This is a genomic window from Ferrimonas marina (assembly GCF_900129905.1).
Classification (GTDB): domain Bacteria; phylum Pseudomonadota; class Gammaproteobacteria; order Enterobacterales; family Shewanellaceae; genus Ferrimonas; species Ferrimonas marina.
Map to the genome: position 1 here is coordinate 64,236 of NZ_FQXG01000008.1, position 18,310 is coordinate 82,545.

11 protein-coding genes and 1 pseudogene are annotated in these 18,310 nt (G+C 58.7%); 5 read left to right on the plus strand and 7 right to left on the minus strand.

Annotated elements, in window-relative coordinates:
* Positions 1 to 107: 107 nt before the first annotated feature.
* From BUC04_RS18455 to BUC04_RS18465, 3 genes are all read left to right on the plus strand, one after another.
* On the plus strand, positions 108 to 1,454 hold the full coding sequence (locus BUC04_RS18455) for a glutamine synthetase family protein (RefSeq protein WP_067660209.1): 1,347 nt from the start codon (positions 108 to 110) through the stop codon (positions 1,452 to 1,454).
* A gap of 21 nt (positions 1,455 to 1,475) precedes the next feature.
* Positions 1,476 to 2,954, plus strand: coding sequence for a Na+/H+ antiporter NhaC family protein (locus BUC04_RS18460; protein ID WP_067660206.1), 1,479 nt, complete (start codon positions 1,476 to 1,478; stop codon positions 2,952 to 2,954).
* Between the two features lie 94 nt (positions 2,955 to 3,048).
* A complete protein-coding gene (locus BUC04_RS18465; protein ID WP_067660203.1) occupies positions 3,049 to 3,420 on the plus strand; it encodes a hypothetical protein in 372 nt (123 codons plus the stop codon).
* Positions 3,421 to 3,468: 48 nt separating this feature from the next.
* Here BUC04_RS18465 and BUC04_RS18470 read toward each other — a convergent pair whose 3' ends face one another.
* A complete protein-coding gene (locus tag BUC04_RS18470) occupies positions 3,469 to 3,927 on the minus strand; it encodes a TetR family transcriptional regulator (RefSeq protein ID WP_067660201.1) in 459 nt (152 codons plus the stop codon).
* Positions 3,928 to 4,182: 255 nt separating this feature from the next.
* Here BUC04_RS18470 and BUC04_RS18475 point away from each other — a divergent pair, with 255 nt between their 5' ends.
* Entirely contained in the window at positions 4,183 to 6,036 is a 1,854-nt protein-coding gene (locus tag BUC04_RS18475) for a hypothetical protein (protein WP_143165790.1), read from the plus strand.
* Positions 6,037 to 6,200: 164 nt separating this feature from the next.
* Positions 6,201 to 7,079 carry a LysR family transcriptional regulator gene (locus BUC04_RS18480; protein WP_067660195.1) on the plus strand — a complete coding sequence of 293 codons (879 nt, stop codon included), beginning with the start codon at positions 6,201 to 6,203 and terminating at the stop codon, positions 7,077 to 7,079.
* 34 nt (positions 7,080 to 7,113) lie between these two features.
* On the opposite strand, the pseudogene BUC04_RS24165 reads toward BUC04_RS18480, so the two are convergent.
* The 6 genes and pseudogenes from BUC04_RS24165 to BUC04_RS18510 all read right to left on the minus strand — a co-directional run.
* Positions 7,114 to 7,497: pseudogene (locus BUC04_RS24165) on the minus strand (GNAT family N-acetyltransferase); the annotation flags it as partial.
* Positions 7,498 to 7,603: 106 nt separating this feature from the next.
* A complete protein-coding gene (locus tag BUC04_RS18490) occupies positions 7,604 to 10,306 on the minus strand; it encodes a TonB-dependent receptor (protein WP_067660187.1) in 2,703 nt (900 codons plus the stop codon).
* Between the two features lie 561 nt (positions 10,307 to 10,867).
* A complete protein-coding gene (locus BUC04_RS18495) occupies positions 10,868 to 12,112 on the minus strand; it encodes an alkaline phosphatase family protein (protein ID WP_067660184.1) in 1,245 nt (414 codons plus the stop codon).
* A 195-nt stretch (positions 12,113 to 12,307) separates the two neighbouring features.
* Complete coding sequence (locus tag BUC04_RS18500) at positions 12,308 to 13,522, minus strand: alkaline phosphatase family protein (RefSeq protein WP_067660183.1); 1,215 nt, start codon at positions 13,520 to 13,522, stop codon at positions 12,308 to 12,310.
* Positions 13,523 to 13,632: 110 nt separating this feature from the next.
* Positions 13,633 to 14,877 carry an alkaline phosphatase family protein gene (locus BUC04_RS18505; protein WP_067660180.1) on the minus strand — a complete coding sequence of 415 codons (1,245 nt, stop codon included), beginning with the start codon at positions 14,875 to 14,877 and terminating at the stop codon, positions 13,633 to 13,635.
* Positions 14,878 to 14,942: 65 nt separating this feature from the next.
* Positions 14,943 to 18,101 carry a TonB-dependent receptor gene (locus tag BUC04_RS18510; protein ID WP_067660176.1) on the minus strand — a complete coding sequence of 1,053 codons (3,159 nt, stop codon included), beginning with the start codon at positions 18,099 to 18,101 and terminating at the stop codon, positions 14,943 to 14,945.
* Positions 18,102 to 18,310: the final 209 nt, after the last annotated feature.

Sequence of the window (18,310 nt, forward strand, 5' to 3'; positions counted from 1 at the left end):
TAAGTGTGATTTGTGTCGATTTTCTGTTCGTTGTGAGTGTTTGATTTATCGAACGGAAGTGTGAAATAAAAGAAACACTTCAGAGTGTGATAGAGGCAGTGGCAGGCATGGAAACGTTCCATCGAGATGTTGAAAATTTTAAACACTCCTGGCCGGAGGTACGGTATCTCGATCTGATCTTTCCGGACCTTAATGCCATCCCCAGGGGCAAGCGTATCGCCATCGAGGATGCCGCTAAGCTGGGGCAGGGCGTTTACATGCCGATCTCCAACAACTCACTGAACCTGCAGGGGGCCGTGGTGGAGTCCGCTGGCCTGGGCCAGCACAGTGGCGAGCGTGACCATCTCTGTTTTCCCATTGCTGGCACCCTGCGCCCCAGCGCCAACCCCGAGGTGGGGCAGGTGATGCTGACCATGCTGGCGGAAGATGGCCAGTCGCCTTGTCAGTTCCAGGCACGCAATCGTTTAGGCGAACTGGTGGAGAGACTTAAGGCGCGGAACAAGTTCCCGGTGATTGCCCTGGAGCTGGAGTTTTACCTGGTGGATCCCAGCCGGGATGAGCGCGGCGCGCTGCAGCCGCCCATTAACCCCGCCCATCATCAGCGCGAGGCCTTCTGCGACATTCACCGCATCGACAACCTGGATGATTATGCTGAGTTTCTGCGGGATCTGAACGAGGCCGCCCAGCAACAGGGGCTCAACACCTCCGGTGCGGTGGCGGAGGCGGCGCCGGGTCAGTTCGAGATCAACTTCCATCACCAGGGCGATGTCCTGGCCGCCTGTGACCAGGTGATCTACGCCAAGCGCTTGATCAAGAAGGTGGCGCACCAACACGGCTTCGAGGCCACCTTTATGGCCAAGCCCTACAGCCACGAAGCTGGCAGCGGCATGCACCTGCACACCAGCGTGCTGGACAGTGAGGGCAACAACCGCTTTAGCAAGGCTAATGGTGAAGCCAGCGCCGAGTTCTATGCCAGCCTCAACGCGCTATTGGCGATGATGCCCGAGTCGATGGCGCTGCTGTGCCCCAACATCAACGCCTATCGCCGCTTCAGTGCCGAACACCTGGCCCCCACCCACGCCAACTGGGGCGAGAACCACCGTGGCGTGGCATTGCGGATCCCCAACAGCAACAGCACCAATCGCCGCATCGAGCATCGCATCGCCGGTGCCGATGTGAACCCCTACCTGTTGGTCACCGTGGTGCTGGCCGGGCTGCTCCATGCCGAAGAGTATGGCGCCCAGCACTGCCCCGAACCCCTGAGCACTGCCGCGGCGGCCCTGCCGCTGCGGATGTCCGATGCCCTGGCCCTGCTGGCTAAGGGCGACGCCTTTTACCCTACCCTGGGGCCGGAGTTCCTGGCCCTGTTCCTGGCATGCAAGCAAAGCGAGCTGGCCGAGTTCGAACACACGGTCACCTCGTTGGAAGTGGATTGGATGCTGCATTCCGCCTGATAAACGACAAAGGATTGCTAAATGACAACACAGACCTCTGCGATCACGCCGGGAGCCCGTTGGGCACCACTGCGCTCGCGTCCCCTGATGATGGGGGTGATGCTACTCACCGTTCTGGGCTTCGTCGCCATCGGCCAGGGCCATGACCCAGCGCAAGGGTATGGCTGGCTAAGCCTGCTGCCGACACTGCTGGTGCTGGTGTTCGCCCTGGTGACCCAACGCACTGTTGAGGCGCTGTTCTCTGGCGCAGTGGCCGGCCTGTTGATGCTGGCACCCGGTGAGTTGGTGGGCAACGTGGTAGACCTGTCGATGACGGTGATGATGGATGAAACCATCGCCTGGCTGATCCTGGTGTGCGGCCTGATGGGGGGCTTGATCACCATCCTGGAGAAGGGCGGCAGCGTGCTGAGCTTCAGTAACGCCATGGTGAAGCGGATCCGCAGCAAGCGCCAGTCGATGCTGGTCACCTTCCTGCTGGGGCTGATGGTGTTCATTGATGATTACCTCAATGCCATCGCCATCTCCTCGTCGATGAAGAAGATCACCGATACCTACAAGGTGTCCCGGGAGAAGCTGGCCTACCTGGTGGACTCCACCGCGGCGCCAATCTGTATCCTGGTGCCGATCTCCACCTGGGCGGTGTTCTTCGGTGGCTTGCTGGAGGCCAACGAGGTGGCGGAAAGCGGTGCCGGGCTTAAGGTCTACATCGAGGCGATTCCCTACATGATGTACGGCTGGGTTACCCTGGCTGTGGTGCTGCTGGTGGCGCTGGGCAAGGTGCCGGACCTGGGGGCGATGAAGGCAGCGGAACAGCGCGCAGCGAAGGGACAACCCAAGCCCGACGGGGTTGAGGAGATCAGCCTGGGTCAGGATGGCCCCAGTAACGACAGCTCCTGGGGGGTTCTCAATTTCGCCTTGCCGATGGTGGTGCTGGTGGCCGCCAGCTGGTACTACGACATCGACTTGCTGGCCGGGGTGTTCGTGGCGCTGGTATTCACTATGGTGCTGTACGGGGTACAGAACCTGCTGAGTATGCACGCCATGTTTGATGCGGTGTACGACGGCATCAAGATCATGCTGCTGCCCATTGCCACCGTGGTGGGGGGCTTTATGCTGAAGAACGTCAACGACCAGCTGGGGCTGACTCAATACGTGATTGAAACCGTGGCGCCGCTGCTGACCCCGGGGATGTTCCCCGCCATCATCTTCCTGGTGATGACCGCACTGGTGTTTGGCACCGCCTCCTCCTGGGGCCTGTTCGCGGTGGCCATGCCCATCGTGTTCCCGCTGGCAGCCGAGGTCGGCTCGCCACTGCCGCTGGTGATTGGCGCGCTGATCTCCGCCTCCGCGGCGGGCAGCCATTCCTGTTTCTTCAGTGACTCTACCGTCCTGTCAGCCCAGGGCAGTGGCTGTACCGCGATGCAGCATGCCCTGAGCCAGATCCCTTACGCCCTGATAGGGATTGTGCTGACCACGGGTTTCTTCCTGGTGATTGCTTGAGCAAGCCGGTGCCGGCCCCGGCCGGCACCGCTACTTTTCCCCGCGTGGGCCTGCTACCCTTGGCGCACCTTGACTCCATTGCATGAGCAGTTCCGTGCGTACTCAACCTTTTCAGTATCTTTCCAAGGGCCTGGCCGTGGCCATTGGCCTTTACCTGGGGCTGCAGCTGCTGCTGAGCCTGTGGCAGTGGCCGCTCTACTATCAACTGATGGACGCCTATCTGGCGACCCCCTCCACCACTGTGGTCGCTATCGCCACCGTTGCCCTGCTGGTGCTTAATGCGCTGTGGCTGGGGATCGGTTTCTATCTGGCTTGGGGCCTCTGGCAGGGTCGGCGTGGCTCACCCTGGATCTACTACCTGTGTGCGACGTCGCTGCTGTTTGGTCCGGTGCCCAGTAAGGTGCTGGCGGTGATGGCGATGACCTTGCGCCTGGTGCAGGACGCCCTGGGCGATGCGGTAGAGTAATACCCCTCCATATGGGGGAGAGCGGATTGCTGCCTTGGCTTTGCTGTATTAGCTTTGCGCTATCGCCAGCACGCTGCGGCCCAGCAGCAGTTCCAGGTCCTGCTGGGCGGCCTCCCCCAATTGCTCGGTGAGCAGGGTGTTTAATCTCGCCAGCCCCTGGCGCCCCAGATCCGTGGGGTACTTGCCCACCAGGTTCCCCAACAGCAGCTCCAGCACCATTCGAAACCGCGGCTCCTCTAGGGCCTGGGTCCAGGAGCTGACCAGGCCTTGTCGTGAACTGAGATCCAGAAAGCCGATAAACACGGGGAACACCTTGCCTTTTAAGCAGTCACCGAAGGCCTCCCGGTTGGGGAAGTAGGCCTGCAGGGTAGAACTGCGAACGCCAAGGTGCTCAGACAGGCGCCCATAGGTCAGCTCGTCCCAGCCAACCTGCCAGAACAGTTCAACCACGCCCTGGCGATAGCGCGCTAAGTTCTCTTCCCGTTGGGCAGCGGAGATCCGGGCCATGGGGTACCTCTTCAAAACAACCGAACTAAGTATACGTCTTATATACGAAAAGTGACGGTTTGCCCATGGCAAAGCGCCAGGAATGGCGCACTTAAAGGCCCGATCACGCCTTGGCACCACGCTGATGAAAAGCTTGATCTGATTCAACAAAAGTCACACAGTCGATTGCAATCGGTATCGCATACGTAATAATGCCCGCCACGAACACAAACCATTCGGCAAAATTTTTTGTCCTTTTAGCGTATGGAATACGATATGAAGCCCCTAATGAACAAAACCTCGTTAGCCCTCGTTATCTCTGCCGCCCTGCTGGCCGGCTGTTCTGACGACAGCAGCGATGAAGCGTCAGCCCCTCAGAGCCGCCTGGTGGAGGCTTCGACCCTGATCCCGGAGATCAGCGAGATGAACCCACAGGTCAAGCCGGCGGAGGAGCAACCGCAATTACCCGGAGTGGGCCAGCTGATCGAGGTGCGTGACAGCAAGGGCTACGCCCACTTCATCCGCGAAGATGGCTATGTCATTGATGTAAAGGACAGCGTGGACGGCTTCGGTGGTGACTACCAGCTGACCGGTGTTTCACTGTCTGACACCTTGAGCCTGGAGGTGATGGGGGCTGCCGAGGTGGTGTTGAGCCATCCGGAGGCGGTAGAAACCTCAGAGACCAACTTCAAGTACTACACCGTGGCCACCAAGCCAGGGGAGCCTCTAGAGATCGATCGGGAAGATCAGAAGGTGACCATCGAAGCGGACAATCACCACTACGCCTTTGTCACCGTCAACGCCACGGACGACTTCCTGCTGATGGAGACCAAGGTCAATGAGGTTGGCATGATGGGGATCCGCGACAAGTGTACCCTGCGCAAGCCAGAAGATTGCCGGGATGAGCTGGCGCCGGTCGGGCCGCAACAACTGCAGCAGGAGCAGACCCAATCCCCGTACCTGTACGCTTACGTCACCGCCGACTCGGTGTTCCAGATCACCGATATCCATGGCTATTTCGAGGATCACCCGGTCCCGTTCCTGGCCCGTGGCCACTACGATTTTGGCACCCCGGTATCCGATCCTGACAGTGGTCGTATCATCATCGGTGATCCGGGGTTTGACCCCATTGAACTGCAGCCTGGGGTGATGCCGGTGCTGGAGCCCGCTCAGTTGAGCGGACTGGATCTTTTAGGACATGACACGTCCACCGGGGCGGTAACCGTACGTGGGTCTGATGAAGAAGCTTATGCCTACCCCCTTAGCAATCATTTTGATGGCACCACCTTCCTGCGTGACTACCAGGCGGCGTTCTCAGTAACCGCGCTGCATCTGGAAGACACAAGTGTGATGAAAGAGGTGGTGGTGAACATCTACCTCAACAAAGAGGGAAAGGAGAAGCAGTTCAACTGGTATCTCACAGGCGAGCATGCCGGTGCCATTACCGATCACGCCATCGATAGCCCGGCCAATCCACAGTTCACCAGTTTCGAAGGCCTGGCGAAAGAGTACGGCGACTGGCAGTTAAGTAATCGATGGGATGGGACTCAGCGAAAAACCAATTTCATTGTCCGCTTTGGTGACAGCGGCAATAACGCTACCGGCTCCAGTTGGCGCATTGAACAGGCCTGGGTAGCGGTAAAGCCCGTAGTAGATGCTGATCAAGTTTTTGGTGCTTCGCTGATCGCTCATGAAGCTAGCAGTGGCAAGGTGCGCTACGTCATTGACCAAGCAGATTTCCAGGGGCTCTATCAAGCTGATATCTACCCCAACATGGCTTTTGATGGTACTAAGGCTCTCTCAAGCATCTCACCAAATGTCGACATCGATGCAAAGGAAGCCCATGTCTCCATTTACCTGTTGGATCAAGATGGTCATCAATTCCGTTGTGACTGGTACATGGCAGGCAAGCAGGAAGTGGACTCGGTTTGGTGCGGCGGTAAAGGAAGTTTTGCCAGCTATGAAGCGTTCAAGCGCGAATTTGGCGCCAATACGCTGGACGGTAACTTCGATCTGCCGGGTCGCCCTAAGGACACCAACTTCATCGTCCGTATAGGGGTGACGCAAACCGAAAAGCATGAGTTCTCCGTGGCAGCATTTGAGTTGCTTGATGCTTCGACTCAGCCGTAATCAATACTGCTAACTGTATGCAGAAAATATAAGAAGGCGAAAAGGCACCGACATGGTGCCTTTTTCGATCAAGCGTCCAGTAGGGTTCAGTTCGACTCTCTCAGCCCTCCACTTTTGCCTGTTCAGTAGTAGAATCTAAGTAATTTTGCTGATTGGACAAAAAAATGAAGACCCGTTCTGATGATTTGGCGCTGTTGCTGAGCGTGGTGGATACCGGCAGCTTCTCAGCAGCGGCGGAAGCCTCCGAGGTGCAGGTGGCGCGGGTGTCCCGCTCGGTGGCCCGGCTCGAACAGCAGCTGGACACCACCTTGCTCAATCGTACTACCCGGCGGGTGGAGCTGACCGAAGAGGGGCGACGCTTCGTCGAAGGGGTACGCGAGGGCCTGGCGCAGCTGCAGCGGGCCGAAGAGGGGCTGGATCCGGATCGCACGCCGGCGGGCCGGTTGCGGGTGGACGCCGCCGCGCCCTTTGCCCTGCATCAGCTGGTGCCGCTGACGGCTGAGTTTCATCGCCGCTTTCCCGAGATCCAGCTGGAGCTGACCGCCCACGATGGTTACATCGACTTGCTGGAGCATCGCACCGATGTGGCGATCCGCATCGGCCGATTGCAGGACTCCAAGCTGCATGCACGCCGCCTGGGCACCAGCCCGCTGCACATCGTCGCCTCACCGGAGTACCTGGCAGAACACGGCACACCTCAGACGCCGGCAGAGCTGTCGCAGCATGCCTTGTTGGGGTTTGCCGATGCGCCACGATTGAACCAGTGGCCGCTGACCGGGATGAGTGAGTTTCGCCCCACCTTTGCCGCCAGTAATGGCGAGGTGATCCGTCAGCTGGCGCTGGCGGGCAATGGCATCGCCTGTCTGTCGAGCTTTATGGTGAAACGGGATCTGGCTGCGGGCACCCTGGTGCCGGTGTTGACGACGTTTCAGCAGCCGGATCCGGATCGGGAGCAGATCCATGCGGTGTACTACCGCTCGTCGCAGCTGTCCCGGCGGATCCAGGTGTTCCTGGATTACCTGAGTGAGGCGCTGGATCTATAGCCATCTGGTGGTGGGTGTCGTTGCTGTCGGTGATGCTCAGGCCCAGTCGCTGGTAGAGCCGCAGCGCGGGGTTAATGCGAAACACCTGCAGGGCAAAGCGCTTGTGATCTGCCTGGGCGTTGGCAATCAGTTGGGTAATAAGCTCAGCGCCGATCCCCCGGCGCTGGTAGGAGGGTAGGATCTCCAGCTTGGCCAGGTAGTCCTGCTCGGGGCTTTGTTGCAACTCCAGCATGCCGATGGCCTGGCCATACCACAGCAGCACCCGGGTATCCCCCAGGTTCAGACCCTGCTCAAAGAACCGTTGCTGCACCTGCTCGTCCCAGCCATAGACACTCTGGATGTGGTTCTTCATCGCTTGCAGCTTGAGGGACCAGAGAAAATCCCGGTCATCGAGGGTGGCGGGGCGTTGGCTAAGCATGGCGGGGCTCCGTTGGGCAGAGTCTCCATCTTAACCATAAAAATCAAAAAAGTGGGTGAAATAAAAACGGCGCCTGGTGGCGCCGTTTTGGGTTTGTGAAACCGGCTTAGAAGTTCAGTACCACGCCGGCATTGAGGCGGCGGCCGTTATCGCTGAAGGCACGGATGAAGTCGCCATCGTTGATCACTGCGGTATCCTGATCGAACAGGTTGGAGATGGAGAGCATAAAGCGCAGGTTCTCCACCGGGGTGTAGGAGGTGGCCAGGGTCACCCGGCTGCTGGCACCGTAGTAGGTGGCCGGGTTGTTGGAGCCCTCGATCTTGGCATCCTTGAGGTAGCTGCCACGGTAGGTCCAGGACAGACGGGTATCGAACTTGCGCTCGCTGTAGTAGAGCACCACGTTGCCGTTGTTCTTCGACGCCGCCGCCAGCAGCTCCGGCTTGTCGTTGTCGATGTAGGTGTAGTTGGCGCTCAAGCCGGTGTTGGCCAGCAGTCCCGGCAGGTAATCAAAGGCGGTCTGGAAGCCCAGCTCCAGGCCCTGCAGGGTCACATCTTCGCTGTTGGTGCGCTGACGCAGGGTGACATAGTCCTCGCGCACGTAATCGCCGTTCTCGTCGTAGATATCCAGCAGCACCTCGGTGTCGGTGACGGTCACCAGGGTGTCCAGGCCCTTGTAGAAGTAGGCCGCGGACACCATGGAGTTGGCGTTGTAGTACCACTCCCAGCTGACGTCGAAGTTGTTGGCCAGGAAGGGATCCAGGTAGGGGTTGGGCGCATTGATGACGTTGGCGTTGTTGTTGTACCCGGTGGTACCGGCCATGTCCTCTTTATTGGGGCGGGCCATGGTGCGGCTGGCACCGAAGCGCACCAGCATGTCGTCACTCAGGGTGTACTTCAGGTTCAGGCTGGGCAGCCAGTAGTCCGAGGTCTTACCTAGGTGCAGATCCTCTACCGGGGCGCGCAAAGACAGGTTGCAACCGATGGAGTCGCACTTCTCGGTCAGGCCCTGGGTCCAATCCCGGTCCTCTTTGATGCTGGTCTGCTCGGTACGGACGTAGCGCACGCCGACGTTACCGCTCCAGTTGTAGCCCCACTCGAAGTCGGTACGGAAGTAGGCGGCGAAGGTGTCCTCGTACAGGTCGTCCGGGGTCTCAAACAGGAATCCCTCCTCGTCGGCGTAGCGGGCAAACTCGTCCAGCGAAAGCAGGTCGAAGAAGCGGTTCAGATCCGGTGCCAGGAAGTCCTGGGGCTTGCCGCTGCTGGCGTTGGCGCCGTTGAACCAGCTGCCACGGCTGGGGGAGGCCAGCAGGTAGCCGATGGACTCCGGGGTGTGACCGTTTTCAGAAAGAAACGCTTTGAAGTGAGCGTTATTCATGTTGGCGCGTCGCTCCAGCGAAAGCATCTCCTCCTGGGTGTAGCTGGCGCCGAACTGGAAGCGGGTGACGGCCAGTTCGCCCAGGGTGATCTCGGTAAAGCGGGTGACATCAAAACGGAAGTTATCGCTGTTGGCTTCCCGGGTGGAGCCCAGCTGGGTACCGTTGAGGCGCATGCTGGAGATGTCGTAGTTGTTGGGGTCGGTCATGTCGATCCCATCCGGGTAGTAGAAATCGATGGCGCTGCGACCACGGAAATCAAAGCCCATGTCCATCGGCTTGCCATTCATCATCAGGTTGGGCGCATCGAACACCATCTTGGAGCGAGCGAAGTTGGCACCGGCACTCAGCTGCCAGTCGCCCAGTTCATACTGCGCCTCCAGGGTATTGACCCAGATGTCGGAGTCCTTCTCCAGGGTGTTGTAGTCGGTGTGGTTGACCACTTCGGTGAAGGTACCGCGGGTGAGGTACTCCTTACCGTCGATGATGACCGTATCTTCCACATCTCCGAGGCCAACGCTATTGACGTTGGTGCGGAACACATGGCGCTTGCGGTTCTCGGCGTAGTTGTACTTGGTGTAGAAGCTCTCTGCGAACAGGGTCAGGTTGTCGGTGGGACGCAGTTCCAGGTTGACGAAGGCAGCCCCTCGCTCCCGTTCGGCGTCCTTCAGCTCGGCGCGGATCTCCGGGGTGGTGAAGATCTCATTCCCATCGTCATCCTCGAACATTTTGTTGCCGTGGGGGTTGGAGGTGCTGGACTGGGTGAAGTTGTACTCCTTGAGGTAGTTCACCCCAAAGGCCAGGCCGACGGTGTCATTGGCAAAGGTGTCGGAGTGCAGGAAGGTCAGATCCGGCCCCCACTCGTCGCTGTTGCTGCCGTTGGTGGTCTTGCCAATCACCCGGGTTACCCGGCCATCGGCGTCGAAAGCGCGGTGGCTGCGCATGTCGACGGTACCGGACAGTCCGCCCTCTTTCAGATCCGCCGAGCTGCTTTTCTGCACCGATACCGAGGAGACAAAGGCCGAGGGCATGATGTCGTAGGAGAAGTTGCGGTTGGGGTTGATGGCGGTGGAGATCTCGTTGCCGTTGTAGAGCACCTTGGTCATGTAGCCGGGCAGGCCACGGATGTTCACCTCGTTGGCGACGCCGGTCTCGTCGCGCTGTACCTGTACCCCGGCGACACGCTCGAGGGAGTCGCCGATGTCCGGATCCGGCATCACCCCGATGTCCTCGGCGGCGATCACGTCCACCTGGCCATCGGCGAAGCGTTTGTCGTTCATTGCCTGGCTCAGGCTGGCCCGGGTGCCACTGACGCGGATCACCTCGACGTCCTGGAACTCGCTGTCATTGGGGGTGTCGTTCGCCTGGGCGGCATGGGGAAGCAGTAGGGCGATGGCCGCTGCTACGGGGGTGAGAGTCAACACGGAATTGCGCATGTAACAACCTATTTTATCTTTTTATCAAAGCAGGCCGTGAAGCATTGTGATTGCCAGGCCAGATTGCTTTGTTTTTTTAGTGCACTGCCTAGAAGTTGAATTCACAGAATTCGAGAGAAATGTAAAACGAACCGTAACCTGGCGCAATCAAGTGTCATTATGGGATCTGGCGCCTGGTAAGTTTTTAAGTCAATGAAAAGACAGGAGTGTTACAGGTAACTGACAGAAAAGGTTAGGAAAAGTACCCAGAGTTATTTGCCGTAATTTTCCCTGCTTTACACTAACTGAAATTGCTTGTGAGACTTTTTTGTTGGTGGCTTTTTATTATTCTGACGAGCCATAGCCGACCTGGAACGTGAATATGTGTGAGGTTCTGTAGAGTGGGGATTATTATATTGCGCGGGTATTTAAAAGGAGTTCTGGGCGGCAACCTGCAGGGATTTTGAGCGATTTGGCAGTGAATTGAGCGAGAACGTGTGAAATGAGAAAAAAGCGGGGCGCCCGATTGGGCGCCCCGTTTGCTTGATGCCTGAGTGGTCGTTGCGTTGGATTCAGGTTCGCTTAGCGAGCCAGCAGCGGCGCCAGTGGTGCCAGCTCACCATCGATGGGTTGTTCGATGGTGAGCCCGAGGATCTCCGCCATCAGCGGGTAGAGGTGGATGTTGTCTGCTTGCTCGATGCGGGCGTGAGGCTCAAAGGCAGGGCCACGGGCCATCATCAGGGTGTTCATCTGCGGCACCGCCGCCGTCTCATAGCCGTGCATGCCGATGGGGCCAGGACGGGCACCGTCGTAGGTGAGGTAGTGATCGTTGGTAACGATGATGGCGTCGCCTACGGCGCTGTGGCCTTTGAAACGCAGACGCAGTGGCACGTCATTGCGCTGGAAAGCTTCTACCCCATCAGTGGCGTTGAACAGCGCGACGATCTGCTCGAGATCGGCGTCGGTGGCGCCGTCCTGCTTGTGGATGTTGTACACCGCTGCGGTGCCGCGGATCAGGAACTTCTCCTTCAACTCCGGGTGGTCGCGCAGTACGTCATCCACGTTGTAGCGCGGGTCATCTTCGACATTGGCCATGCCGTGATCCGAGGTGATGATGATGTTGATGTCCAAACCCTCTTGCTCGGACAGTTCATCCAGGCGCGCAAACAGCTGGGCCAGGGCGGCATCGACCTTATGCAGGGCGTCGCGGGTCTGTGGCGCGTCCGGACCAAAGCGGTGGCCGGCGCTGTCGACCTCACTGAAGTAGAGGGTAACCAGCTGTGGGCGCTCGTCCTGTGGCAGGGCAAACCAGTCGACCACCTGGTCTACCCGGATCTGGAAATCCTCGATGTAGACAAAGGGCTTCCAGTAGCTGGGGCGGTAGCCGGCGATCTCTGCCTCAGAGCCAACCCAGAAGTAGGTGGCGGCCTTCATGTCCTGGCTTTCCGCCAACGACCATAAGGGCACACCGCCATAGAATCGGCCGTCGTTATCGGTTTTGCCAGGCGAGTAGTACTCCTGCAATTCCGGACTGTAAAAGCCGTTGGCGACGATGCCGTGGTGCTCCGGCAGCAGGCCGGTGACCAGGGTTACGTGGTTAGGGAAGGTCAGGGTCGGGTAGGCCGGGGTAAAGCGTTCAACCATGGCGCTGTCTTTGGCAAACTCGGACAGCATCGGCGGCTGGTGCAGCTCGGTGTAATCGTAGCGGTAGCCATCGATGGAGATCAGCAGCAGGTGGGGTTGCTTGCTGTCCTCCGAATTGGTGGCACAGCCAGCCAACAGGAGCAGCGAGCTCAGTAGAGAGATCAGTAGAGCGCCCAGGCGCATAGCGGTGTTTCCTCAGTGTGGCTGCGTACAGCCTGATGGAGTGAGTGAGCGGCATCGACACCAGCCCGGATTGGCCCAGATTATATCGATAACCGGCCCGGTTTTATTGGCAGATTGATGAAAAAGGCGCCGAGTCAATCGAGCTCGGAGTGTATTACCAAAGGGGCAACGCGCCGCCGCTGCCCTTTGAACCTTTTACTTGGCCAGCAGTGGCAACAGTACCTGGCGATCACCGTCGATGGGTTGGTGGATGGTCAGCCCCAATGCGTCAGCCAATAGTGGGTAGACGTGCACGTTGTCCGCCTGGCTTATCCGGGCACCGGATTGAAAGGCCGGGCCTTGGGCCATCAGCAGGGTGTGCATCTGGGGCACCGCCGCTGGCTCGAAGCCGTGATCACCGCGGGAGCGGATCAAGCTGGGCCCTGTGGTCAGGTAGGCTTCGTTGCTCAGTACGATGGCGTCGCCGATGGCGGTGTGGCCTTTGAAGCGCAGCCGTAACGGGATCGCCTCACGGCGGTAGAACTCCAGCTCAGCCTGGTCGGCAAACAGCTGCTCCAGCGCCGCCAGATCCGCCTCCTTATTCTCCCCTTGCAGATAAATCTGGGTCAAGGGACCAGTGCCCATCAGGCGCAGTCGTTTGGCCAGCGCGGGTTGCTGCGACAGGATACGGTCGATGCGAATCCGCTCGAGCGCGGTGACATCCCGCATGCCGTGATCGCCGGTGATCACGACATTGATGGGGTAATCCAACTGGCTCAGGCGCTCATGAATCTCGGCGATGGCGGCGTCCACCTTGGCCAGGGCATCACCGGTTTGCTTGGCCTCGGGGCCAAAGCGGTGGCCAGCGGTATCCACCTGGTGAAAATAGAGCGAGACAAACTGGGGCCGCTCCGATTCGGGCAGGGAGAACCAGGCCACCACCTGGTCGATGCGCTTGGCGAAGCGCTCGGTGTGTTGGTAGGGGAACCAGTAATCCGGTTGCAGCCCGGCAATCGGCCCCTCACTGCCGGGCCAGAAGTAGCTGGCGGAGCGCATCCCCTGCTGTTTGGCCAAGCCCCACAGCGGCATCCCCTGGTAGAAACGGCCGTCGGTAACGGCGCTGCGATCACTCAAGCTGTAGTCTCGGTCCAGCTCCGGGCTGTAGAAGGCGTTGGAGACGATGCCGTGGTTCTCCGGCCGCAGTCCGGTGATCAGGGTCAGGTGGTTGGGGTAGGTCTTGCTGGGGTAGGCGGGTACCAGCTGTTTGACCAGCGCAGCCTCTTGCTCAAACTGGCTGAGAAAGGGTGGCTGGTGCAAGGCGTTGTAATCGTGGCGGTAGCCGTCGATGGAGATCAGCAGCAGATGGGGTGGCTGCTCGGCGGTGGCACTGGTCAGCCAGAACAGGGAGAGCAACATCGCGCAGAGGCGCATAACGGACTCCGATAGCAAAATCGATGGCTAAGCCGATAACTAAGTCGGCAACTCACTTGAAAATAAAGCGACCCAGCAGGGCCGCCCTATCAGTAGTAGCGGGGGAGGGGTTACTTAGCCAGCAGCGGCTGGAGTACCTCTTCGTCACCGTCGATCTCGTGCTCGATGGTCAGGCCAAGGATCTGCGCCATCATCGGGTAGACATGGATGTTGTCCGCCGCTTCGATGCGTGCACCGGACTCAAAGGCCGGCCCGACACCCATCAGCAAGGTATTCATCTCCGGCACCTCGGCGGTTTCGAATCCGTGGTTGCCCACCAAGCTGCTGGGCTTCTCGGCGAAGTCCAGGTAGCCGCGGTTGCTGAGGATGATGGCGTCACCGATGGCCACGTGGCCCTTAAAGCGCAGGCGCATCGGGATATCTTCGCGCTTGTAGATCTCAACGTTAGGGATGTCCTGGAACAGGGCGATCATCTTGTCCAGATCTGCTTGCTTGTCGTCGCCCTGGGCGTAGATCTGGGTCACCGGGCCGGTACCGATCAGACGCATGCGCTCGGACAGACCCGGCTCCTGGGCCATCACCTCGTCCATGTAGACGCGATCCAGCTTTTCCAGATCCAGCATGCCGTGATCCGAGGTGATGATGATGTTGAGATCCAGGTTCTGCTCGTCGGCCACCGCATTGAGGCGCTCCACCAGCTGGGACAGGGCGGCATCCACCTTGTGCAGGGCATCGCGGGCCTGCTCGGAGGTGGCACCGTGGTAGTGGCCCTGGCTGTCGACCTCGTGGAAGTAGAGGGTCATAAACTGGGGACGTTCGTCATCCGGCAGCTGGAACCACTCCACCAACTGGTCGATGCGGATCTGGTAGTCCTCAACGTGGTTGTAGGGCACCCAGTAGTCCGGGCGGAAGCCGGCGATCTCGGCTTCGCTGCCGGGCCAGAAGTAGGTGGCGGACTTCATTTGCTGGCTGGCGGCCAAAGACCACAGCGGCACGCCGTCGTAGAAGTCGCCGTTGGTTACCGCTTCAGCGCGGGACAGGAAGTAGTCCTCGCCCAGGGCCGGGTTGTGGAAACCGTTGGAGACGATGCCATGGTTCTCCGGCAGCAGGCCGGTGACCAGGGTCAGGTGGTTGGGGAAGGTCTTGGTGGGGTAGCTCGGTGCCATCCGTTCCACCATCGCTGACTGCTGCTCAAACTGGCTCAGAAACGGCGGCTGGTGCAGCTCGGTGTAATCGTAGCGGTAGCCGTCGATGGAGACCAGCAGCAGGTGTGGCTTGCGGGCCTCGCTGGCCGGTTCATTGCTGCTGCAGCCGGCCAGAACCGCGGCGAAAATAAGTCCGAAAATCAATCGCATTGTAATGATTCCTTAATGCAAAAAAACCGGCCCTTTCGGGCCGGTTGCATTCTATCTGCTCACGCTTAGAAGCGGTAGCGAACACCCAGTTTCATTTCCCAGTTGGAAGCGCGCTCGTCAATGGTTTCTACGTCGTAGAAGTCATTGGCGCGGGTAATCATGATGGTGTCTGCATCCAGGTACTCGTAGTTGTACAGAGAGGTGCTACCAAAGCGGCTGTAAGCGTACTCGCCCCAGTCACTGTTCAGCAGGTTCAGTACGTTCTTGATGTCGAAGTACAGTTCTGCTTTGTGACCCGGGATAACGCCAGGGATCTGCTGCAGGAAGCGGAAGTCCATACGGTGAGTCCAATCCAGGCTCTGGTCACCCTTAGTCAGCATCTGACCTTGCTTACCCATCAGGCCTTTGTCTTCGATCATATCCCAGAATTTCTGCTCAACCCCGTCAGCAAAGACTACGCGGCCAGAGGCAACGTCATCGGCAGACGGAATGTAGGCCAGGTAGTCGGTCTCCAGGTTACGGGAGTCGAAGCCACCTTTCTGAGACATGGTGTAGCTGTAGTTGTCGCCAGACTTCGCTTCGTAGAACAGGTTGAAGCTGGAGTTGTAGCCAGCAAACAGCTCTACATCGTAGCCCAAGGTCAGGGTGATACGGTGCGGAATCTCGTATGGGCTGGTGCCCAGGTTGGTGCTGTGACGGTCGAAGTCACTCACGACGTACTGGTAGTTGGAGCTTGCCTGCGAGGAGCTACCTTGGTTGCCCTCTTCTACGTTCTGGAAGGTGTAGGAGGTGGCAAAGCGCAGGCCGTTGTCGAACTGCTTGCTCAGGGACAGGTTCAGTACCTGAGAGTAGCCGTCTTCGTCGGCGTTGGTCAGCAGCAGGTCGTAGCGGTTGGTGTTGTAGGGGTCGTCTGCCAGTGCGTCGTAGTGGCGGTACAGGGTACGACCCATGAAGTCGGTCTGCACGTTGCCGTCAGCGTCGGTAACAGCCTGGCGAGCCAGGTCTACGTACTTAATGTCGTTCTCACGCATGATGTGCAGGAACTCACCACCGAAGTACCAGTCGTCGCCCATCGCACCCAGGTCCAGGGTGGCATCGAAGCCGACGCTGTAACGCCAGTCAGAGGCCAACTTGAAGTCATGGTCCAGCGCGTTCACGTAACCGTCACCCGGCTCCAAGTACTTATGCATGTCATCGGCAAGTGCCAGATCACCCAGCCATTGGCCAGTTCTCGGGTCAAACATGCCGGCAGGCAGATTGCTCAGGTCGCCGCGCAGCAGGGTATAGCCGTCATTTTGGAAGGAGTTGGACATCCAAACGTTCGGGTAACCACCGGCAAAGCGGCCAACGCCACCGCGCAGGCTGACGTTGTCGGTCAGCTGGTACTTGGCGCCCACACGCGGCAGCCAGATGTCCTGGCCGTCAAAGGTCGCGGTGTTGTCGAAACCGTAGCGATCAACGAAGTTCTGGTTGAGCTCCGGACGATCGTTCATGTCGTGACGCTCGTAGCGCAGGCCGAAGGTCAGCTCCAGGTCGTAGTTCACGTCCCAGGTGTCTTCCACGAACAGGGCAGTGGTGTTCATGTCGAACTCAGCCGCACCGTCGTTGATGTCACCAGAGGCAGTCCCCTGCCATTTGAATGCTTCGTAATTGAAGTCACCGCTCTCTCGGAAGAAGTCCAGTTGACGGTTCTCAAAATCGTCGATGCTGGCGAAGGTCCATTGGCCTCGAGAGTCGTTGGCGTAAAGGTTGAAAATGTGCAGGCGGTTGTGCTGAACACCAAAGGCCAGAGCGTGGTCACCCAGCTGGTAGTCAGCAACGAAACGCAGCTCCAGGTTCTGGTTGTCCAGCTCGTTGGCGTGGCGGTTACTTTCGGTACCGAATCGGAACTCACCACTTTCGGTTTGAACGTTGATCTGACCCAGGTCGTTTTCGCGCAGAGAGTTGCTCTCGTTGCGCTGATCCTTGTAGGACACCTTCAGGTCGGTAGACAGGTTGTGAGTCCAGTCGGAGTAAAGGTTAAAGGCGTAGGTGGTCAGCTCATTGCGGAACTGGTACGCATAGGTGTCGGTCTGGATACGAGCATCGTAAGAGTCGTTACGGGTGTCGTAGCCGTCGGTATGCTGGTAGGTAAAGGACGCACGATGGTCGTCGTTGATGTTCCAGTCCAGCTTGGCCAGGATCTTCTCATCCTTGGTGTCGGTGTCGTAGTCCCAGCTTCCGATGTCGTTGATGCCGTACACGCGGTTGGCGATGTCACGAATGCGCTCAGCTTCGTCTAGAGAAACGCCGTGGTTCTCACCCGGTCGGTAATCTACGGTGCTCGGCTCATCGAAACGCTCATAGGAGCCGAAGAAGAACAGACGATCCTTGATCAGCGGCATGCCCAGGGTGGCACCCCAGGTGGTCTCTCTGAACTCTTCTTCGCTGCCGGACAGGGAATCGGAGCTGTACTCGTAGAACATGGTACCGGATACCTCGTTGGTACCGGATTTGGTTACCGCGTTCACCTGGGCGCCAGAGAAGCCGCCGTAACGAGCAGAGTAGGGGGTCACGTTCAGGGCCACGGACTCAACAGCGTCGATGGAGATCGGGGAGCGCTGGGTCGGGTAGCCGTTGGAGTTCAGACCAAAGTCATCATTCTGCTGTACACCGTCAACCACGAAGCTGTTGAACTTGGGGTTGATACCGGCAACAGACATGGTGCCGCTGGCATCTACGTTCACCATGCCGTTCTGACGCAGAACGTCCTTCAGGTCGCGGCTGGTGCCCGGGGCGTTGGCGATGTCGTCTTCACCGAATTCGGAGTTGGAACCACCGGTACGGAACGGCAGGGCGCTGCCAGTGATGGTGATGCGCTCAACACCTTCGTTGGTTTGCAGCTGGGAGTTGAAACGCAGGGTCTCACCAACGCCGATGTACAGGCCTTCCTGGTACTCGTCCTGGTAGGTGTCGGAGGACACGATCACCGCGTAGGGGCCACCCACACGCAGGCCACGAGCGTTGAAGTTACCGTTTTCGTTTACGGTGACTTCGGTCACGGTGCCGGTCGGCTGGTGGATGATGGTGATGGCGGCGTCGGTCACGGCTTGGCCGTTCGGACCTACGATGGCACCACGCATGTTGGAGGCGGTTTCACTTGCAGCGGCTTGGCCGGCAAGACCCAGAGCAAAGGCAGTCGCCAGAGCCAATTGGCTCGGCTTAAACATCTTCTTGGCGTTCATAGACAGTAAAAAGAATCCGATTGTGTTTTGGATTTATTTTGTGGAAAACCACGCCGTGGCGTGACCCCGAAGAATTTGCGGCGGCATTATTGCAGAAATATTTATTTTGGCTACTTACGCCAGTTTCGGCCCTTTTATACAGCCAATAAAATCGGTCGAATTTTATTTCGTGGAGGTTGTGTTGGTAACCGCTAGGTGGGCGCTTTGTT